Raw genomic sequence first — 21,094 nt, forward strand, 5'->3', positions numbered from 1 at the left:
CCCTATCCCTAAGGAAACCATCCCATGTGTCGTCATTCATATACGCTAGCCTGTCTTAGCATTGGACTCCTGAGCCTATGCCAACCGCTTCAAGCGGCCGAATATAGCACTTCTAAGCAATTAGTTAGGCCAGATAAATCAGACGAAACTGCCAATGCACCTTATATCGCTCTCATGCTCGATTATATTCCCGCCACAGATAATCTCTATGGCATTACAATCGCCCCCTATCATTTCGATAATAATTACCAACAATGGGGTTATTACCTAGGCTATGCCCGCAGTCGTGAAACCGATATTATCGTGCCAGAACCCGCGGAATCCTATCGCCAAGAAAGCCTCTTCCGCTTAGGCTTAAGCTACAGCTTAACGGCAGATTTAAGCTTTTATGCCGGCGGCAGTGGCTATATCAGCACAGTGTCTTACACGAATAACATTTCACCCAAAATTGTCGATGGCAAACCCACATGGGAAGAAGATAAAACAACCCGTTGGGGCGCAGAAGCTGGGCTAAGATATCGAATCACTGAGCACTTCATACTGAGTGCCGGTTATAACTCCAGCACAGAATCCACTATTTTAAGCATAGGTTACGCGGGCTAAGCTCCTAGCGATTGGGCTTGAGCTATTTATTGCGTTAGCTCGGCTCGCGCCTTAGCAAGTTCAGCCTCGACTTCGGCGACTTTATTGCGTTTCTTGTTGATTTTATCCATAGAACGACCTTCTTCTATGGCTTTGGCCAATTCGTTTTGGCGCTCGGTGAGTTTTTCCTCTAAGGCCTCAACTTTAGCGACTCGCTCGGCGTATAAGCTATCATCGTCGCAATGGGTTGAAACTTCGTCATAGGCCTTTTCAAGTCCCGCGACTTTATGCTTATTACCTGCCGCTTTTGCTTGGGCAAGTTCGGCACTAATAGCATCTAATTTCGCCGCGCAACCCACTTTCGGTGCTTCAGCAGCCAAAGTGACAGTACTAAATGCCAATCCAATCACTAAGCCATAAATTCCATGTTTCATCTGCATCTTAATCTCCTGTTACTTTATTCATTGAGCATACCGCTCATGTACACCTATCTAATAGTGCCACAGTCAGCTAGCTCAATCTGTACTAGCGTTAAAATCTCGCCATTAATCCACTTTATTCATCAAAACACGACTTAGACAGTGACTAACATGCGGCAAATTGTTTATGTTAGGGCAGAATATTGACTCAGACGGATATCGGAGCCAGAAAATTAATGCACACTTCATTACGCCTTAGCGCACTTAGCTCATTGTTATTGCTAACATCATCGGTTATGGCCGCCGACGTAGCCAATATCACCCTAGAAAATGGCGCCCAAGTCAGGCTCAAAGACGACTTTACCTGGGAATACGTGATCACTGAAACCAAAGCCGCGCCCAATGCCTTAGCCGCTACAGCCGTAGCAAGTGCATCGAGCAATGTTGCCAGTGTCCCAAGTGCCGCAGTTACCACTCAAACTGTTGCTGCGCCAGTCACCACATTGACCGCCACTGCGATTACCCAACCTGAGCTATTAGGCTCAACGGCAAAAGATGGGATCAAAGTCAGCTTTGCTGAAGGTCAATGGAAAGGCGACAAACTCGGACTCAGCTTCGATCTCGCCAGCACCAGCAATGAACACGTTACCTTAGTTGAAGTTGAAGCTAGCTTCTTCGCCGATAATGGTACTTTGCTCAAAACCGAAAAACTCGAAGTGTGGGAAGCCATTTTCCGTATGCCTGAGACCTATCTACGCAAAGGCGAACAGCGTAAAAGCAGCGTCATTTGGGTCGAAGGCATAGATAAATCCCAATGGCAGAAGCAGCTCATTAACCTCAAAATCACCGAAATTAACTCACGCTAACATGGCCAAGAAGTAAGGGATTGCAAACCCGTTTTCAATCCCTTATCAACACTTTTATCAAATGTTATTGCTTTGTAGAGCCTGTGTTCGAGTAGAATGACAACACTTACTCTCCCTTTATTTTGAGCCCACGAGCAAGATGCATAATCTGATATCCAATCCAGCATTGTACCTTGTTGCTACGCTCTGCAGTGTCAGCCCCTTGTGTTATGCCGACACAGTTTTTTTGCTCAATGGCGATAAAATTAGCGGTGAAATTAAAGAGTTTAACGATCAAAATCTCATCATCAACACCAGTTATGCCCCTAAAATTACCATTCAACGCAGTGCCATTCTCAGCCTCGAAGTCACAGATACTAGACCTTGGAGTGTCAGTCGTTCCATACAGGACATAAGAATTCAAGCCTCTAATGAACATGGCATGGTATTAATTAATAACCAGCGCACTCCCGTGAGTGAGTTGAGATTTTCGCAGCACTATGCAAACTCAGATTGGAATTTTAACGGTAGTGTAGAAACCACACTTGATGTCACCAAAAACAAGAAAAATAGTCAGAAGCTACATATCAAAGGCGATATCACAGCGGAAACCTTGCAATGGCGACATAATCTCAAGACCGAAGTGCGCTACGAAACCGAAGATGACGTGACTAAGCGCAACACCCTCGAAGGACATTATTCATTAGACTATCTACTCAATGAGCATTGGCTGTTACGTCAGGAAGATTTTTATGAAGAAGATAAACTCGGCATCGATAGCCATAGCTATTATGCAGCGCTCGGTCCTGGTTATCGCTTTTGGGGTGCTGGGCGCGATAAATTAGACTTCGTCGTAACCTACAACCATTTTTGGCTTGAACAACAGTCCTTTAAACTAGAACTAAATGCTTGGGCGGCCTCACTTAACTATAAACAATATTGGTTTGGTGGCATTTTAGAGTCCTATGCCGATCTGCAAATTGCCTTCCCAGATATGCCTTCGATTGATTACATCTCAAACTCGACAGTAGGACTTAAATATCTGCTAACTCAGCGGATTTATTTGTCATTTAAATATGACTTCAATGACACTAAAACAGTGATAGGCAATACGAGAGATACCAGCTGGGTTAATTTCTAATCCTCACTCCCGATACGCTAACCTGTGAGCCATAGGATGTTCATCATTCAATTGCAGTAAATCCCATAAGTTACCGTAGAGATCTTTAAACACTGCCACTGTACCGTAATCTTGTTCTTGCGGCTCGCGCGCAAACTCCACGCCATCGGCGACCATACGGCGATAATCACGCCAAAAGTCATCGGTATTCAAGAAATAAAGTAGGGGGATATCCAAATAATTTGAGGGTCTAGCTAGCTTATCGATCAACGGTTTCCTCGCATTATATCAGCCCCTCGATTGAGGGGCTTTCTATCATGGATTAGAGACTTCCTGCATTATACAGCGGCGCCCAAGCGCACATTGTACGATTGTTACTTACATCAAACAGATTGAAACGACTACAGTTATTGTCATAGTTGTAACTACCAATGTTGATTCTATATTGCCCCAAATGTACATCTTGCAACGACACATGACGGCCATCCTTTAATAAAGAAAAATGCAAATGGGGCCCAGTTGAACTCCCACCTTCACACAAGGCTGCATTTTTATTATTTGCATAAATGCCCATCACGGTATTTTGGTTTACATATTGACCATTACGCACTGTAATTTGATCCATATGATAATAGTTAGTCGCCCAACCGTTAGCATTGGTCACCCGTACTTGGCAGCGAGACAACACATTGACAGTCCCATCATGTGCGGAAGCAACCGAATACGTCGGACTTCCCCATTGTGGCCAATCGTAGGATACATCGATTGATGATAGCGGATAGCCAGACCCAGTATGCGAATGAGCACCATTGGATTGCCATGAATATCCCTGTCGCCAAGGCATTTGCAACATGTTACTGGGTGGCAGACTACTCGCGGTAATATTCGCCAATGGGACGACTTGTTGCATCGACTGAGTCGAATCTGCTACTGGCGGATTTTGAGCAACGGAACTCATTAACAACTCACGGTCAGTATTGCCAAATAATAATCTAAACTGCTCAATGAATGGGTCCAATCCCAAAGCGTGCTCACCCGTCATAACGGCATGTTGCTGTTGCTCTATCCTACGACCGTTTAACAAAGCCAATAATGCGAAACTCGATGCGTTAACTGCGTCGGTACTTGGCGGGTATAGGCCTTTTAATTGAGACTCTTCATAGGCATAAAAACGTTGTGATAGCTGAGCCAATACATCTTGGAGTTGTTCCTCAAAACCCTGTTTATCCGATAATGTTCCCAAAGGTCGGTTAAGCGCTTCAGCTGTCGGAGACGAAATTAACTGAGATTGCATTTCCATCAAAGTCAGTATGACTTTGGGGTTAATACTATAATATCCAGCCCAATGCGTAATCGCCTCTTCTTTATCAATTAAGTCAGGAACATTGACGTAAATAAAGTCAGCTAAATCAAACTGCGACGCATCTACGCCATATAAAAATATCAGATTATTAAATGGCAGTAATACGCTAGGCATATCTACCATTTTTATTTCTTCTGCATCAATATGATACTGACTGGTTGGCATATCAGATGCGAACGATGGTAACGCTATTATCGCGGAGACACTTAACGCGCGGCCTATCCATAATGCCGTGCAACGTACTTTAAAAAAATTCATACTTATCAGATTCCTTTAGTAAGTCACTCAGATTAAATATTATTTTTAAATGCCAGCTTGCTTTAGACGTAATGTTATTCACGACTAAATTTTTATAGCTAGAGAACATTAAAGAAGCTAAGTGACAATAATCGCCTATGCAAATAAGTGACGAATAAAACTGTCAACAAAAGCTGACGCTCATTAATTTAAATGTGAGTTAAATACTAAAGTACGAAAAAAGTGAATAGTTAATTATAAAAACCAAAGAATAATTTATTCGATAGATATTTAATTTTGAATAAAAACATAATGGCATTGACCAATCCATTATAAAATCTATCCGTTCCATAAGAATAGATTGAAATTTACAGTGAATGCCCAATAAAAATGATCAATAACTGAGAATTTTCGACGAACTTAACAGAGGTCAAACACAAAGAGTATTCCCAGTGTTTGACTCCATTAAATAGCTTACGCGGTAATTCATACGAAATACTGAATCTTAACTCATTCGCTTAGCCATGACATGATTCGGATTCAATTGCAGTAAATCCCATAAGTTACCGTAGAGATCTTTAAACACAGCGACTATGCCATAGTCTTGTTCTTGCGGCTCGCGCGCAAACTCCACGCCATCGGCGACCATGCGGCGATAATCACGCCAAAAGTCATCGGTATTTAAAAATAAAAACACCCGACCACCCGCCTGATTACCGATAAAATTGAACTGTTCAGGTTTAGACGCCCGCGCTAACAAGATAGAAGCGCCCTTAGAACCCGGTGGGGCAACAACGACCCAGCGCTTATCTTGTTCGGCTTGATAAGTGTCTTCGACTAATTCGAATTTTAATTTATTCACATAAAAATCAATCGCCTCGTCGTAATCTCTTACGACCAAGGCGATATGCACGAGAGCTTGTTTCATGGCGACCTTAAATCAATCCTATTTAGTCACCAGTTTACAGGTCATTTCTGGTGCTTCGTAGCCCCAAACCACTTTCGCTTCGCCTTGATGTTCCCATAGGCTTTCATTGCGGCCTTGATACTTAGCGCCGCTGCCGCTGGGTTGCACAAACATTAATGAAGTACTATCACCATGTTCAGCAATCAGGGTGGCAGGTTCGGTTTTAAAATAAGTCACCACTACTTCGTTAGCTGGATTGCCGTCACAGGCATAAAACACTGGGCCGGTCATGTCGACTAAACGATATTGTGCCTGCAGTTCGGCAATGCGAGTTTGATAGCTAGATTCAATACACGCGTGCTTATCGTCGCTCTTCCAGCATTCATTACGGCCTTTCACCCAGCCACGTTGCATCGCCTTTAAAGTAGGAGGTTGTTCATTCTTCGCTTTTTCAAGCGCTTGGCTATAAACCTTAGCTAACTGATTATCAAGTTGGTTCAGCCCTGCATCCTTACAGACCATGTCTTCAATACTGCCAGCATTCACTTTCGTGCAGTCAAAAGAAGGTGCGTTAGCCGCCATTACTCCCGCACTTAACGCGCTAACCATCACGCCTGCGGCACAATACCATTTGAAACCCAATCGATTACTTATCATCTTATTTGTTAACTTAGCCATCTCAATTCCTTTATATTTCTGTGGTTTGTTTTAACGCTTGCCATAGCTAACCCTATATAGGCTTAACCGAGCCTGACTCAAAGCACTCTGCCTTGAAGAACCATGCCTTAAAGTGCACTCATAGTGATGTGATTTACTTTTATCTCGGTTCTAACTTAAGACTTAACCCTCAGCCGATATGCTGCGAAAACACCTAATTCTAGTGCGCTGCGAGGAAAATGCCCAGAGACTAAGAGCCACTTACCAATCTGTGTCCGCCTGCATAATCGGACTCTCTAGCGCCAAAAAACCACAAAATCCTGATGAAATCGACCTACTCCAATTTGCGCATAGCTGATTAAACTGAATGACAAAACGGTTAATTTTTTGCTTTGTACACGATAGTGGTTGAATTTTCGAGTAAAATTGACTACTTTCACGCCGTTTGTCTCTTCACAAGGAAAAGGATCAACATGGAACAAGTTATTACCGCAGGGAACGAGAATCCCATTCAAATGACAGATATTGTCTATTCGAAGGAAAAATCGCTGTTCACTCTGTTAGCTATTATTTCTGGGATCGTCTGGGCGGCATTGATCATAGGCACTTTTGGCATGGCGCTGCTCTATGTGTTGATGTTTTTTATTATTTATCTCTTTAGCCACTCCGCTTTTATCAGCTACTTAAAAGGCACGGCTGTCGAAATCAATGCAGAGCAGTTTCCTGAATTACATAAACAATATTTAGCGTGTTGCGAACGTTTAGAAATACGCGAGCCACCACGCGCTTACTTATTGGCAGCTGATGGCATGTTAAACGCACTGGCGACACGCTTCCTCGGTCGCAACTATATAGTATAGTGCTATTTTCATCGATTGTGGATGCGCTTGAGTCAGATAAAGATGCGCTCAACTTCTATATCGGCCACGAGTTAGGCCATATTCGCCGCAATCATATAGGTAAAGCGCCCTTCTTAGTCTTCGCCACTTGGTTACCTTTAGTAGGTGCGGCTTATTCTCGCGCCTGTGAATATACCTGCGATCTCCACGGATTACGTTGCTGCAACAGCTTACGTTCAGCCACAAATGCCGTTGCTGTGTTAGCCGCTGGTGTCGAGCAATGGAAACGTATGAATGTGGATCAATATATCCGCCAAGCCAGTGAGTCGAGTGGTTTTTGGATGTCGCTGCACGAGCTTAATGGCAGCTATCCTTGGTTGACCAAGCGCATGGCAAGAGTCCAAGCCAAAGCACAAGGAGTGGAATATGCACCGCCATCACGCAGTGCATGGGCCTATGTACTCAGCTTCTTTATGCCACGTTTAGGCACAGCAGGCGGTGGATTGATAATCTTCGCTGCGATTATTGGTATTGCTGCAGCAGTCGCGTTGCCAGCGTATAAGGACTATCAAGAGAAAATGGGTGCCACCACGAGTTATGAGGCACCAACCACGACCGAAGCCACACCAGCAGCATTGAATGTACCCGATGCGGCACTGGCCATTGCCAGTATCGACCAGCAACATCAAGCACTGGCACCGATCACTGACATCTTAGTCGGTTACTATCAAACCAACAAAGCTTGGCCAACCGAATTGGATGTGCTTGGACTCACGGACGAGCAGATTGCGACATTTAATCTGTACACAGATGGCATAGTCGGTTTTATAGGAAGCGAAGCACTCGGGGATTATCAAGGCTATGAAGTCTATCTATCGCCTCAAGTTGATGAGCAAAATAATATCACTTGGGTTTGCAGCAGCAACGGTATTCCGGATGAATATCTGCCAGTAGATTGCCAAGGCTAAGATCAAAAAGCGCTGCAAATGCAGCGCTTTTTAGTTGAGGACGAGTTAGCCTTTTTGAATCGTCATAGTCCAAGCAGCATCGCCCTTCTGGGCAAAGTGTGTCACCTCATGCCCAGCTTCAGCCGCCCAGCGGGGAATATTCTCAGTTGCTTGGCCACAATCGTAATCCAGTACCACTTTATCGCCAGTCTCAAGACTCGCAATTAAGCGTTGTAACTCAATTAAAGGAAAAGGGCATAGCTTACCCATTGTGTCGAGATACTGTTCCATATACAGCTCCTTTATAAACGTTAAATCTGCGCAAGACGCATTGGCCTCAGTAGCGCAAAATAGTTAAAGCACCAACTGCCAAATAAAATAGCAGGGATAAATAGCCAGCCTTGCCACGACAAATAAGCCGTGCCAACGAGCGCATTACCAAGCATGCAACCTCCGGCAAGCCCGCTCCCCACGCCCATCAATAGGCCACCAACAAACCCAAATAACACCACTTTATGACCTGGGTAGCGCCAGCGCTGCTCAGCACTGCCCCGGGCAGCGATAAAAGCGCCTACAAATAATCCCAAGAGAAAATATCCCGGCCAACTAAAGAACTTAGTGTTACCTGTGGTGACAAGATCCCATAACTGCGCACTCGGGCCACTGATCCCAACACTGCCTACACGGCCACTTTCAAGACTTGCAGGCCATGCAAGTAGCGCCAGTAAACCAATCAGCAAAGCACTTACAAAGGGATGCCAGCGCGCTTCAAACAACCAATGAGCTAAACCCGTTTTACGGGGTGCCATCAGTGCAACCGGACGTTTGCGGCGTTTGAGATAACCCAATGCCAACCACAATGTGAGTAATACGAGGACAAGCACGATCACCCAAGGGGAAACGCCCAGAGTTTGATAGAGCGTTTGGTCCTCAAGTTGATGCTGCTTAAAAGGTTTAAGTAGACCTTTCAACTCATCGAGACGCACTAATTTACTGGCAGCAATAAAACCGAGAACGGCCATCACACTGGCAGCCAACCCTTCGGCAGCGCGGTAATAGGCGCCAGTGGAGCAGCTTCCCGCTGCTGCCATACCCACACCAAACAATACACCACCGACTAAGGTTGCCAACCAAGGGAAATGCCCTTCTGGCAATTTAACCCAACCCCATTCGTAAAACAGGAACAGCCCTAGACTTTGGATGCTGATGGCAATCAAAATAGCGATCACCATGGTAAAGTCCCGTTGCAGATAGGTATCGCGGATCCCGCCCGCCATACAAAATCTCCCCCTTTGCATCACAAACCCCATGGCTAAGCCAATACTTAAGCCACTGAGAATAGTCAACATAGTCCTATCCTCAACGCTGGATCAGATAACGAATAGTCGGACCATTCTGCTCAATTTCCAGCACTTTATAACCATGATTTTTAGCATCGAGGGGAATATTGTTGATGGACTGCGGACAGTCACTGATCACCTCGAGAATTTCACCGGGCTTTAACTTTGGCATAGCCTCAAGGGTAGCCACTGCGGGATAAGGGCAAGGTTCACCCACCATATCGAGTTGATAATCTGGAATATATTGAGCCATTACGCCGCCTCCGCTAGCAATTGTTCATCACGCTTCGCCTTACGAGCAAAGAAACGTTTTTCCCACAGCAACATAGCGCCAAAGGAGAGCCCCAGCAGCACATAGGTCAGCAATAATCCGCCTTTATCGCCAAAGCTGGTCAGTAAATTAACTTTGTCCCAGTTCGTTGCTAATGGCTGAGCGATATCATCCCAGTAATACGCCAGTAAGGTTGAACCCAACACGTTACCTAAGCCCACCCACCAGAAATGCACTTGGCCTTCGACTGCACGATACATCCAACCCGTTTCACAACCACCAGCCAGTACAATACCAAAACCAAACAGTAAGCCGCCGATCACCGCATTAGGGCCAGCCCACATGATCTTAGGTGGCACACCCAGTTGCACATAGCTGTAAATGCCTATCGCACTGACCGCCATGCCTAAGATAATCGCCTTCGCCATGTGAGTACGACCAGTGATCCACATATCGCGGAACGCTGAGGTAAAGCAGATTTGCGCCCGTTCGATTAATAAACCAAAACCAACACCACAGAGCATAGCAATGCCGAGTTTTGGCGCATTGAACATAGTCAATAACCCCCAACCGACGATGCCTACAAACACCAGCATACCGATACGGAAACGACTTCTAGCTTGGTTTTCGTCCTGCTTGATTGAAGTCGCTTTATTTACCTTTTTCAGTTTTATCGGAATACGGAACATCGGCAGTAAGGTAAATCTTGCACCAAAGTAAGAGCCTGCCGCAGTCGCCAAAGCAAAGAACCAAGCATGTAAAGAGAACTGAGGAATACCCGTGAAGAAGGCGGCAAGGTTACAACCCATAGCTAAACGGGCACCAAAGCCAGCAATAATGCCGCCGATCAGTGCCTGAGCAATACGGATACGGCTCTGTGGCATACGCAGTTTGACGTTATTGGCCCAAAGCGCAGCGGCAATACAACCACCAAACATACCGATAATCATCATGCCGTCGATACGATCTAGAGGAGAGCCCTGCAGACCTATCACTTTAAAATAACCCCAAGTTTCTGGTTCTGCACCTAAAAACTGCAGTAAATGACCACCCCAACGAGTGAATTCCCCAGTAACAGCCCAGAAGGTTCCGGTCAAACCAAAATAGTAAGTAGAAAGGATACCCGCAGCGATAACCGCTGGCATAGGCGCCCAAAAACGGACTAAATATTCTTGTTTAAATTGTTGCCATGTCATGTCATTACCCTAATGAACGAGACTATAAAAAATAAGCGCAATGCGCTTATAACCTGTGTGCCAGAATGATTGAAGTCGTTCGACAACTTCAATCTCAAGTGGCCTCACGCTTAAATGGCTTTAGCTAAGCTGACACACTGCTGCCCCAACAGGCGATAACCGTGGGTGTAAAGCGTTGCCCTGCCATTACGGCAAAAACCGATAAGCGTGATATTGCTTTTCTCTGCTAATTCCAACGCCAGTGAAGTCACGGCGGACATAGCAAACAGAATTTGGATATTGGCACTAGCGGCCTTTTGCACCATCTCAAAACTCGCGCGACTGGTGAGCAATACGGCCACTGGACGTTCCACATTGTGAGCGGAAAAGGCGCCAATTAGCTTGTCTAGTGCGATATGCCTGCCTATATCCTCATAGGCGGCGATGATCTGTCCTTGATGGTTAAGCCCCATGGCCGCATGAGTGGCACCCGTCAGCTTAAAATGTTGTTGATTATCTTGAATTTGCCCAAGTGCGACCTGTAAGTGTTCGATATCGAATCTGGCATCTGAGTCCACCCGCATCACAGGCTTAACGGCCTCTTCGAGCTGGGCGACGCCGCACAATCCACAACCTGTGCGTCCTGCCATATTGCGCCTTTGTTGCTTGAGTTCCATAAAGCATCGTTGGTTGATTTCCACTTGGATCAACACACCTTCACTGGTGAACTCGAGCTCCACCCCTTTGATATCATTGATATGGGAAACGATACGTTCAGATAACGTAAAACCAATAGCGAAGGCTTCTAAATCTTGAGGGCTCGCCAACATCACGGTATGCGCTATGCCGTTATAGACCAGTGCGACCCGCACTTCATTAGCTAAGTAGTCAGTCAGCTCAGATGCGTGCCCATGTTCTAACAAGACTACGTTTCTTTCGGTAACCACTTCATGTGAATGATATTCCATAGCGCCCCTTTAAAACTACAAAACCAAATAAAAACAATTAGTTTGATGACAATTTAAGACTTGTATCACAAACCCATAAACTAAATAAGAATCGCCTTGAATCATCCTTACGCATTTTCTACTATCCCTAAGTCTTCTATTGGAAGAACGTCGTCTCCGGTGAGGCGTCCGGATTTCAAATCCGGGTAGGGCTGCCAGCAGTCCTGGGTAGGTTCGACTCCTATGTTCTTCCGCCAATTCTCATGGGAAAAAAACAACTCCGCATCCCGAACTTCTCGGCTATTACTGCGATACTTCCTACGGGTAAAACCACTTCTGTCAAAGAACTCAAGCAGTTGAATACTCACCTTACGCCCAAGCCCAACCATGTCTTTAAATTCTGCCGTTTCGAGCTTGCCGTGTTCTGCAATATGAGTACGCACTAAGCTGGCGTAGTAACAGATTTGTTCGCTGAGCAAATACCTGTCTTTCACCACTGCAGTAATAAACCCCTGCTGCACCAGCTGGAAACACAGCAGCCTTAATTTGGCAGGTTCCAGCGCAAGGTATTCGCCCATTTCGGTGACCCACACGGGGGCGGTTTGCTCGGCAAGCCAAGGCGCAAGTGCCTGCCAACAATGCTGAGCCTCAGCATCTAGCACTATTTTGTGTTCAGCGAGCTGCAACAAGGCACCACGCAGCACCATGCGACCTTCTTGGCAAAGCGTATCGAGCACTTTATTGGCTAATTCGGGCGGCAAAGCGCTATGGCTCATGCGTTGCAGGCGATTACGCCCAAGCCCAAGTTGATCGGGATGCTGTTGATGGAACTCGCTAAGTAAAGTAATAAACTGTTGTTTTTCTTGCTCAAGTAAACTTGTCGCTATAGCAAATGCCCCAAAACGGACTAAACCCGCTTGGGCTAACAGCATAGCCAGCCCTTCGTCAGTTAATTGCCAACGCCACGCGATTTCATCAAGCTCTAGCGCCTGAGTTTGGCCGAGTAAAGCCACCACATGGGCAGGATTATCCAAACGCGCTAATTGCAGCAATCTCGCGACTCGTTCAGGCGTGCGTTTCTTACGATTAGGGACTTTCAGCGCCAACACTCGCCCCGCACCTAAAGTCTGTTTTCCCCCAATGTGTCGCAGGACAATTCGATCGTCCTGACATAGGAGTAGTGGCTTTTCGAGTACTAACTCCGCCAGACAGAAGCCTTCTTCATCAGCTTCATTTAACAGGGAAACTCGACCTAAAGTATGATCGGCGCCATGGTGACAGTGGACATTTTGCCAATGCACTAATGACTCACAGCCTAAAAAATCGAAGGCTCGAATGTGCACAACGGGGCGGCTACAGAGCTCTGCTTGAGGCAAACTGCTCAGCCAATCGCCACGCTCTGGCTCCCTATGGTTATCGACACCCGTTAAATTGAGTGCTACGCGTGTACCCGTGACAGCCCTTTGGGCTTCTTGTCCCTGACAATGTATGCCTCGCACTCTGAGTTTGGCCTTTTGCCCTGAGCTAAAAAGACTATCCCCCACACATACGCTGCCGCTGATCACTGTGCCCGTCACGACACAACCCGCACCTTTCACACTAAAGGCGCGATCGAGCGTCATCCTAAAGCTGCTGGCATCCTCCGCCCGCTTTGACTCTTGCTCACCTAAATCAAGAATATGCGCCTTCAGCGCCGCCACACCATGAGATGCTAAGTCGGCGGTTCCATTCGCCGACACTTCAAAAACACCACTGGCCTCAATGCCATACTCGGCCAGCAAAGTGAGCCCATCGGCGACAAGCTGTGCCGCCTTGTCACTATCAACTAAATCCCGCTTAGTTAGCACTAAGGTCAAACTGTGCAAAGGTAAGAGCGCAAGAATTTGCAGATGCTCACGGGTTTGCGGCATTACGCCATCGTCACAGGCCATCACCAACAGGGCATGCCGAGCATGACTCACGCCCACCAGCATGTTGTTGATAAATTTTTCGTGGCCGGGCACATCAATAAAAGCAAGCCGCAAACCATCTCGAAGTGGCATAAACGCATAGCCAAGATCGATCGTCATACCACGGCGTTTTTCCTCCGGCAGACGATCGGTATTCATCCCAGTCAAAGCACGAATAAGCGTACTCTTGCCATGATCGACATGACCCGCAGTCACAATGATCACAACTGCACACCTAAAGTGCTCAACTCGGCGAGGAGTTCGGCTTCACTATCAAGACCGCGCAGATCTAATCTGAGTTGGTCCTGACTCATGCGACCTATGATAGGCCGTGCCGCCTGCTTAAAATGTTGCTCTAATAGGCTTAAACTGCCGCCATTGAGTGCGGTAAAACACAGCGCCACTGAGGGTAAAAAAGTATCTGGCTGCGAGCCACTGCCGACCTGTGTTTGGCACTCGACTAACTCAATGCGATAACAAGGTTCAAAATGTGGAACCAAAGCTTGCTGTAAGCGACGACCAATCTGCCATAACGTCTCTTGGCTACGGGCAAATTTCGCCATAATAGGCAGCTCAATGTCTAAGGTTTCAGGGTTAAGATAGTGGATCAATGTTGCTTCTAACGCCGCCAAAATCAGCTTATCGCAACGCAGGGCGCGCTTTAGTGGATGACTCTGTAACTGCTTAATCAGCGACTGTTTGCCAACGATCAAACCAGACTGAGGGCCACCCAATAGTTTATCGCCGGAAAAACTGACTAGATCGACTCCATCGGCTAGCATGGCTTGGGGCGTAGGTTCTTGCTTTAGACCAAAGCGGCGCAGATCAGTAAGTGAACCGCTGCCAAGATCTGAAATGAGTGATATGCCACGCTCACGGCATAACTGACCCAGCCTTGCCTCCTCCACTGCGGCAGTAAAACCACTGATATGATAATTACTGGTGTGGACCTTCATTATTGCAGCGGTATTTTCAGTAATCGCCTGCTCATAATCCTTAAGATGAGTCCGATTAGTGCTGCCGACCTCGACTAAAGTGCAGCCCGCTTGGCGCATAATGTCAGGGATGCGAAACGCGCCGCCAATTTCCACCAACTCACCACGGGAGACTATGACTTCTTTCCCCGCAGCCACCGCTGACAGCATCAACAACACAGCTGCGGCATTGTTATTCACAACACAACAAGCCTCGGCACCCGTTAAGCGCTGGATCAAAGCACTGATCGCATTATCCCTGTGACCACGTTCACCTGCCGCAAGCTCAAACTCCAGCGGTGTGGGGTAGCGCATAACAGAAGTCACGGCTCGAATTGCCGCTTCTGACTGTTGCGCTCGGCCAAGGTTGGTATGCAATATGGTGCCAGTGAGATTCCACACGGGTTTTAAGCTGTGGCTGTAATCATTAGACAGTTGATCAACCAAACATCTATGCAATTGCGCAAGCTCACCACACCATGTCGGCAAACGGTGCTCGCGGCCGATTAAGCTGCGCGCCGCCTTTAACTGGGTATCCAGTGCGGCCTTTACCGCCGCTTTGCCGTAGGACTGCTGCAATACCACAAAACTAGGCTCTGCAAGTAGGCTATCCATTGAAGGCAAAGCTCGGTACAGAACTTGTAGTGTTTCAGGTGCTTGGGTCATCATCTGTGTCATTTTGTTTATATTATTGCCATTGGTTTATAAAAAGCAGGAAGGGATCAGCAACCCGACTCCCTCCCGCATTTGTTTAAGCTATGTGGCTTACGTGGTTTCGTGGGCCAGTAGCAGTGGGTTCAGTGTTGTTGCCCCAAAGCCCTTAGCATTTAGCTCACTGTCTAACATCAAGGTTGCGAGATCGTCTGCCGCCACATCCATAGACGGCGAGTTTTCGACGAACATCATCTTGGTATAGCCATGACATTCATCGCAGCTTTCGATCCGCACTTGAGCCTTGGCATCATCTAGCGACCAAATCGTCATCTCTTTGTCCTGACCGCAACTGGTGCAATGGGCGCGAATGTAATGCCATTCGCTCTCGCACAGACTGCAATGCAGGTAGCGCAAACCAGCTCGAGGCTGATCGACAATCACACTCGCCACCGGATGACATCCACACACGGGACACATACTCTGCTGCGCCACCTTGCGCTGATCCATCCGCTTGATGACCATAGGTGCCCAATGCGACCAATAAACGCCCATCGCTGCCCAGATGAATAAGCTAAAACGGGCAGGCACTTCACTGACATGCCCTTGCCGTAGTGAACGCCCCCACGAACTCAGTTGCTCGGGTGATTGCTGCATCAACAAACGCACTACCCGAGCTATGGATTCATCCACCTGCGGCAACAAATCACTTAACAGTTGCTGTAGCAGTCCTTGCCAATAGCTATCTGCCTCTGAGCCCAAAAGGGAAAGCGGAGTCGCCTCATCTTTCCCCCAAGCGAGAAGCTTACCGAAGTCAGCCTCCTGCGCTAACCTGGCCTGTATAGAGACCAAACGGCGACATAGCTCAAAGTAGTCAGCCAGCGGCGAGTCCTTGGCCAATGACAGCAAACGCTGCGCCCTTCTGTGATACACAGCTTGGGGATCTGCCGCTTTTAACGGTTTAAGTTCCAGCGGCGATTCGCTGCCTTGGGCCAGAGGTATCTCGGCTGTATGACTCATTAATGTTTCTCCACGTCCGAATGTTCATCCAACATCACAGGGTGATGTTTGCGGCACCAAGCCTTAGAGACTTTGCCGTAAAGCATGCCTGTAACCGACCCTTCCACCCACGTCGCCATCCAGAAATGCACCATCACAAAAATCAACATGATGAGCGCACAAATGGCGTGCAACAGAATGGCCCAACCCACCACAGTGGCTGAGAAATAGGGCGCAAAGTAAGGCTGCCACATGATGATTCCCGTCACCGTTAAAGTGATAGATGTCAGCACGAAGGCGCGAAACAATACCTTTTGCCCAGGGTTGTAATGGCCGATAGGCGGGATTTTCTCCTCGTTCTCGAACATCACATCCTTAATGGCGAGCATCCAAGCGAGGTCGTGCTTTTCCCATTTGTTGTGTTTGTAGTAACGCACCAACATCAACATCAGAGGTAAGCACATCATCAAGCCCGCAATGGGATGAATAAACTTCGCCAATTGCGGTGTGCCCGCTATCGCCCCAAGCCATTGAAACGACGGATAGAAGAAGGAAAAGCCAGTGAGAAATGTCACTAGGCCAACCGCCACAATGAACCAATGACAGATGCGATCGAACAGCTTGTGACGCACTATCATTTCTTGCTTATCATGCTTGCTCATTTGTCGGCCCCCTCTTCCTGCTTAGCCTCTTCCTCTGGCGGTTGATAACCCGGTTGGTCTTCTTCGACTATGTTGCGACCGACGGTGATCTTATGCAGACAAGCGACGGCGGCAGTGGCAAGAATGCCCATAGTGCCTAAAGGTTTGACCCAGTCCTGCCACAGAGTAAGTGACAGTGGGATCTGCGGGTTATCAGGCATGTTGTAGCTTTCGGGCTGATCGATATCGTGCAATATCATCATCATACCCGTGCCACCTACACCCTCAGGGTTATAAAGTCCTGCCTTAGCAAAGCCCTTTTCCTTCAGTTCTTCGACCCGTTTTTGCGAGTAGAACAACATGTCCTCACGGGTGCCAAAACGCAGCGCCCCTGTGGTACAGGACTTAACGCAGGAAGGTTCCAATCCCACCGCCAAACGGTCAGAGCACATAGTGCACTTGTAGGCCTTGTTATCCTTAGGATCGATTTTGGGCACATCGAAAGGACAAGCACTGGCGCAATAACCGCAGCCGATACATTTGTCCGAATCGAAGTCCACCACACCATTGGCGTGCTGGATAATCGCGCCCGAGGTCGAACAGGCCGTTAAGCAGGCAGGGTCAGCACAGTGCATACAGGCCGAGTGGGTAAATTGCCAACGCAGCTTGTTGCTTTCCATCACCTCATGGAACTCCATCAGGGTCCAACATTGGCCCGATAGCGACATAGGGTTTTGGTAACTGCCTTGGAAGGTGCCCACCTCTTCCCGTAAATCATTCCACTCAGAACACGCCACTTGGCAGGCTTTACAGCCATTACACTTAGTGGCGTCGAACAGCTTAGCGACCTTTTCTGATGAATTACGCCCCTTTGCCGCAGGCGTCACCGCTGAAGTACCGGAGCGGCGGATAATGTCTTGTGATGCCATAATCAGATCCCCTCCGCTTTAGTGATGTTAACCAAAAATGCTTTGAACTCAGGCACCTGTGTATTTGCATCCCCCACTTCCGTGGTGAGTACGTTACAGGAGTAACTCTTACGAGTGAGTGCATTATGGCTGCCGTGACGGGGTAACCCGACGGTATGGACTAACTGGCCATTTACCTTTAACGGCTGTAGCCGTTTAGTCACTAAGGCTTTGGTTTCAATGCTGCCGCGTTTAGAGCTGACAGTGACCCAATCCCCATTGGCGATACCTTTTTCTGCCGCTAACATTTCATCGATTTCGACGAAGGTTTCAGGCATAGAAATCGCAGCTAAACGAGCATGCGTAGACCAGAAGTTAAAGTGTTCAGTTACACAGTAAGTAGTTGCCACATAAGGGAAGTCCTTATGGGAGCCTAAGGTTTCCTTCACACCCGGTAACATACGTACCGCAGGGTTACTGGTGATCTTGTGTAACGGGTTCAACCCAATAGGCGACTCCATCGGCTCGTAGTGCTCAGGGAACGGACCTTCGGCCAATAATTTAAGGGCGAAGAAACGACCCACACCTTCGGGTTGCATGATGAAGGGGCCAGCGGATTCCTGTGGTGTTAACTTCATATTGAAGTCGCCCACATCGATACCGTGCCACTTACCGTCAACCCACTCGACGATAGTGCGTTTTGGATCCCAAGGTTTGCCGTTGATATCGCAAGAAGCGCGGTTATACAGCACACGACGGTTTGCTGGCCAAGCAAATGCCCAACCCGGAGTAACACCTTTACCGGAAGGATCATGGTTGTCACGGCGAGCCATCAAGTTGCCTTCTTCGGTCCAAGAACCCGCGTAAATCCAACAGGCGCTGGCGGTACTACCATCAGCTTTCAGTTCAGCAAAACTACTGAGCTGACGTTGAGTCACGAGATCCTTACCGTTAAGCTCGCGAGCGATTTCTTCAGCGTGCGGTGAGTGAGGATTGTGGTAATTCCAGCTCATCGCGTGCACTGGCTCAGGCAGCTTACCGCCCTCTTGTTTGTACAGTTCACGCATTGCCATTAAGACGCCAGAGAGAATCTCAGCATCTGGCTTGGCTTCACCCGGCGGGTTAGCTCCCTTCCAATGCCACTGCATCCAACGGCCAGAGTTGACGATGGAACCTTCTTCCTCGGCAAAACATGTCGTAGGTAAACGGAACACTTCCGTCATGATTTCAGCGGGATTGACTTCATTGAAGCCATCGGCATTTTGCCAGAAGGTTGCGGTTTCCGTTGCCAAGGCATCCAACACCACCATGTATTTAAGATTACTCAAGGCTTTGAGTACCTTATTACGGTTTGGCATAGAGTTAATGGCGTTAACACCTTGGATAATGTAGCCATTCACTTCGCCGTGGAAAGCCATATCTAAGTGTTTAGTAAAGTCGTACTGCTTGTCCCATTTCGGTAACCAGTCATAACCAAAGTCATTTTCAACCGTGGCGTTATCGCCCCAAAAGCTCTTCATTTGCGAAACAAAGAATTTAGGGTAATTTTGCCAATAGTTGGTTTGACCCGGACGCAGAGCGACAGGGGTATAGTTGTGGAGATAGGTTTTAAGATTAATGTCTTTTTCGTTCGGTAACTTGAGGTAACCGGGCAAGCTTTGACACAATAAACCCATATCGGTCGCGCCTTGCACGTTCGAGTGTCCGCGCAGAGCGTTAACACCACCGCCCAACACCCCAATGTTACCCAGCAGCAACTGCACCATGGCCATAGAGCGAATGTTCTGCGCCCCTTTACTGTGGTGAGTCCAACCTAAGGCATACATAAAGGTCGCGGCTCTATCGTGGGTATGAGTGCTACCAATTTGTTGGCAAACCATCTCATAGTCCGCAATCGGCGTACCGGTAATATTACTTACTGTTTCAAAGTCATAGCGTTCTACATGTTGCTTCATTAAGTTCCACACGCAGCGTGGATGTTCGAAGCTAGGATCGATTTTCGCGTAACCCTGTTCGTCTAACTCGTAGTACCAAGACTCTTTATTGTAGCTATCTGTTTCTTCATCGAAACCACTGAACAGACCTTCACTAAAGGAGAAGTCTTCGCGCACTATGTAACTGGCATTGGTATAAGCCTTCACATAGTCGTAGTTCACTTGTTTGGTTTCAATAAGATAGCGGATCACCCCGAGCAGGAAGGCGATATCTGTGCCCGAGCGGATCGGCGCATAGTAATCGGCCACAGCGGCGCTACGGGTGAAGCGAGGATCGACCACCAAAAGTTTAGCGTTGTTATGTTGCATAGCTTCTGTAACCCAGCCGAATCCGACAGGGTGAGCCTCTGCAGCATTACCGCCCATAATAATGATCAAATTAGAGTTTTTAATATCGATCCAGTGGTTGGTCATGGCACCACGTCCAAATGTCGGAGCAAGACTTGCTACCGTTGGAGAGTGTCAGTTACGCGCAATTGTATCGATTGCAACTAGGCCCAGTGCCCGTGCAAATTTCTGGGTGATATAGCCGCCTTCATTCGGCATCGCCGACGAGGTCATCATCCCAGTGCTAAGCCAACGGTTAACCGTCATCCCAGCAGAATTCTTTTCAATCAAGTTAGCATCACGGTCATTCTTCATCAGACGGGCGATGCGTTGGTAAGCTTCAGTCCAGCTGATACGAGTCCATTCATTACTGCCTGGCGCACGGTACTCAGGATATTTAAGACGATTAGGGCTGTTCACATAATCCACTAGACCAGCACCCTTAGGACACAAGGCCCCGCGGTTGACTGGATGGTCTGCATCCCCTTCGATATGGAAAATACTTTGTTCGGCGTTTTTGCCGTTACTTCCTTTGCTGTACATCAGCAATCCACAACCCACTGAGCAATAGCAGCAGTTATTGCGGGTTTCTTTCGCGCTAATGAGTTTGAATTCTCGAACGGCCGCATAGGCCTTTTCGGACATCAATCCCAACGCTGAAATTGCTGAGGTGGCAGCTCCGGCAGCACACAGTCTAAAAAACTGGCGTCTGTTCATTGCGTCCTCTCACACTCTTGTCGTTATGAGTCTAGTGGTTGCTGTGGTAAAAATGGCAACCGATTGAGTGAGTCCTACTAAAGACCACACTTAATTTAAGATTATCCCCAAAGAAGAAATAGATAACAAATAATGACATGAGATCAAGATCCCAAATAAACAACCACAGAGCTTAACTCCAAAAAAATGTTGCAAATAAAGCACTAAAGACCAACAAATAATAATAAAAGCACAATTTAAGGAATTAAAAACCAATAAACCACAAAAGACATTTTGTCCAATATG

General features: G+C 47.4%; 17 protein-coding genes, 1 tRNA gene and 3 pseudogenes. 5 read left to right on the forward strand and 16 right to left on the reverse strand.

Annotated features, from left to right (window positions below; genetic code table 11):
* Positions 1–24 precede the first annotated feature (24 nt).
* Complete coding sequence (locus L5M38_RS13385) at positions 25–603, forward strand: hypothetical protein (protein WP_105250961.1); 579 nt, start codon at positions 25–27, stop codon at positions 601–603.
* 26 nt (positions 604–629) lie between these two features.
* Here the strand turns inward: L5M38_RS13385 and L5M38_RS13390 are convergent, their stop codons facing one another.
* A complete protein-coding gene (locus L5M38_RS13390) occupies positions 630–1,022 on the reverse strand; it encodes a DUF1090 domain-containing protein (protein ID WP_263179409.1) in 393 nt (130 codons plus the stop codon).
* A gap of 215 nt (positions 1,023–1,237) precedes the next feature.
* Here L5M38_RS13390 and L5M38_RS13395 point away from each other — a divergent pair, with 215 nt between their 5' ends.
* Together L5M38_RS13395 and L5M38_RS13400 are read left to right on the forward strand one after the other, a co-directional pair.
* The gene (locus tag L5M38_RS13395; RefSeq protein WP_212600821.1) at positions 1,238–1,867 is read left to right on the forward strand and encodes a DUF3157 family protein; all 630 of its coding nucleotides are present in this window, start codon (positions 1,238–1,240) and stop codon (positions 1,865–1,867) included.
* A gap of 139 nt (positions 1,868–2,006) precedes the next feature.
* Positions 2,007–2,987 carry a DUF481 domain-containing protein gene (locus tag L5M38_RS13400; protein WP_263179410.1) on the forward strand — a complete coding sequence of 327 codons (981 nt, stop codon included), beginning with the start codon at positions 2,007–2,009 and terminating at the stop codon, positions 2,985–2,987.
* Positions 2,988–2,990: 3 nt separating this feature from the next.
* Here L5M38_RS13400 and L5M38_RS13405 read toward each other — a convergent pair.
* The 4 genes and pseudogenes from L5M38_RS13405 to L5M38_RS13420 form a co-directional block, all read right to left on the reverse strand.
* A pseudogene (locus L5M38_RS13405) lies at positions 2,991–3,182 on the reverse strand (VOC family protein); the annotation flags it as partial.
* 106 nt (positions 3,183–3,288) lie between these two features.
* Positions 3,289–4,587, reverse strand: coding sequence for a M23 family metallopeptidase (locus L5M38_RS13410; protein WP_263179411.1), 1,299 nt, complete (start codon positions 4,585–4,587; stop codon positions 3,289–3,291).
* A 484-nt stretch (positions 4,588–5,071) separates the two neighbouring features.
* The gene (locus tag L5M38_RS13415; protein ID WP_263179412.1) at positions 5,072–5,494 is read right to left on the reverse strand and encodes a VOC family protein; all 423 of its coding nucleotides are present in this window, start codon (positions 5,492–5,494) and stop codon (positions 5,072–5,074) included.
* Between the two features lie 18 nt (positions 5,495–5,512).
* Positions 5,513–6,151 (reverse strand): MliC family protein, encoded by a 639-nt coding sequence (locus tag L5M38_RS13420; RefSeq protein ID WP_131524607.1) that lies wholly within the window; start codon positions 6,149–6,151, stop codon positions 5,513–5,515.
* Positions 6,152–6,603: 452 nt separating this feature from the next.
* On the opposite strand from L5M38_RS13420, the pseudogene L5M38_RS13425 reads away from it, so the two are divergent.
* Positions 6,604–7,937, forward strand: a pseudogene (locus L5M38_RS13425) (M48 family metallopeptidase).
* Positions 7,938–7,982: 45 nt separating this feature from the next.
* Here L5M38_RS13425 and L5M38_RS13430 read toward each other — a convergent pair.
* The 5 genes from L5M38_RS13430 to fdhD all read right to left on the reverse strand — a co-directional run bounded on the left by L5M38_RS13430 (position 7,983) and on the right by fdhD (position 11,670).
* On the reverse strand, positions 7,983–8,207 hold the full coding sequence (locus L5M38_RS13430; RefSeq protein ID WP_263179413.1) for a sulfurtransferase TusA family protein: 225 nt from the start codon (positions 8,205–8,207) through the stop codon (positions 7,983–7,985).
* Positions 8,208–8,227: 20 nt separating this feature from the next.
* The gene (locus L5M38_RS13435; RefSeq protein ID WP_263179414.1) at positions 8,228–9,265 is read right to left on the reverse strand and encodes a YeeE/YedE family protein; all 1,038 of its coding nucleotides are present in this window, start codon (positions 9,263–9,265) and stop codon (positions 8,228–8,230) included.
* A gap of 10 nt (positions 9,266–9,275) precedes the next feature.
* Complete coding sequence (yedF, locus tag L5M38_RS13440; protein ID WP_107946196.1) at positions 9,276–9,509, reverse strand: sulfurtransferase-like selenium metabolism protein YedF; 234 nt, start codon at positions 9,507–9,509, stop codon at positions 9,276–9,278.
* On the reverse strand, positions 9,509–10,723 hold the full coding sequence (yedE, locus tag L5M38_RS13445; RefSeq protein ID WP_263179415.1) for a selenium metabolism membrane protein YedE/FdhT: 1,215 nt from the start codon (positions 10,721–10,723) through the stop codon (positions 9,509–9,511). Before yedE ends, yedF begins: the two co-directional genes overlap by 1 nt.
* 110 nt (positions 10,724–10,833) lie before the next feature.
* Positions 10,834–11,670 carry a formate dehydrogenase accessory sulfurtransferase FdhD gene (fdhD, locus tag L5M38_RS13450; protein ID WP_219254663.1) on the reverse strand — a complete coding sequence of 279 codons (837 nt, stop codon included), beginning with the start codon at positions 11,668–11,670 and terminating at the stop codon, positions 10,834–10,836.
* Between the two features lie 141 nt (positions 11,671–11,811).
* On the opposite strand from fdhD, the gene L5M38_RS13455 reads away from it, so the two are divergent.
* Positions 11,812–11,906 (forward strand) — tRNA-Sec (locus L5M38_RS13455).
* A 69-nt stretch (positions 11,907–11,975) separates the two neighbouring features.
* On the opposite strand, the pseudogene selB reads toward L5M38_RS13455, so the two are convergent.
* The 6 genes and pseudogenes from selB to fdnG form a co-directional block, all read right to left on the reverse strand.
* Positions 11,976–13,823, reverse strand: a pseudogene (gene selB / locus L5M38_RS24605) (selenocysteine-specific translation elongation factor); the annotation flags it as partial.
* Positions 13,820–15,241, reverse strand: a complete 1,422-nt coding sequence (gene selA, locus L5M38_RS13460; RefSeq protein WP_263179417.1) for an L-seryl-tRNA(Sec) selenium transferase — start codon at positions 15,239–15,241, stop codon at positions 13,820–13,822. The gene selA and the pseudogene selB, both read right to left, overlap by 4 nt.
* 96 nt (positions 15,242–15,337) lie before the next feature.
* The gene (gene fdhE / locus L5M38_RS13465; RefSeq protein WP_168826884.1) at positions 15,338–16,243 is read right to left on the reverse strand and encodes a formate dehydrogenase accessory protein FdhE; all 906 of its coding nucleotides are present in this window, start codon (positions 16,241–16,243) and stop codon (positions 15,338–15,340) included.
* The gene (locus tag L5M38_RS13470) at positions 16,243–16,884 is read right to left on the reverse strand and encodes a formate dehydrogenase subunit gamma (protein ID WP_011982054.1); all 642 of its coding nucleotides are present in this window, start codon (positions 16,882–16,884) and stop codon (positions 16,243–16,245) included. Before L5M38_RS13470 ends, fdhE begins: the two co-directional genes overlap by 1 nt.
* The gene (gene fdxH, locus L5M38_RS13475) at positions 16,881–17,792 is read right to left on the reverse strand and encodes a formate dehydrogenase subunit beta (protein ID WP_275956790.1); all 912 of its coding nucleotides are present in this window, start codon (positions 17,790–17,792) and stop codon (positions 16,881–16,883) included. The genes L5M38_RS13470 and fdxH overlap by 4 nt, the downstream gene beginning before the upstream one ends.
* A gap of 2 nt (positions 17,793–17,794) precedes the next feature.
* Positions 17,795–20,809 (reverse strand): formate dehydrogenase-N subunit alpha, encoded by a 3,015-nt coding sequence (fdnG, locus tag L5M38_RS13480; protein ID WP_263179418.1) that lies wholly within the window; start codon positions 20,807–20,809, stop codon positions 17,795–17,797.
* Between the last annotated feature and the right edge of the window lie 285 nt (positions 20,810–21,094).

The sequence above is a fragment of the Shewanella sp. SM101 genome, assembly GCF_025654465.1.
Classification (GTDB): Bacteria; Pseudomonadota; Gammaproteobacteria; order Enterobacterales; family Shewanellaceae; genus Shewanella; species Shewanella oncorhynchi.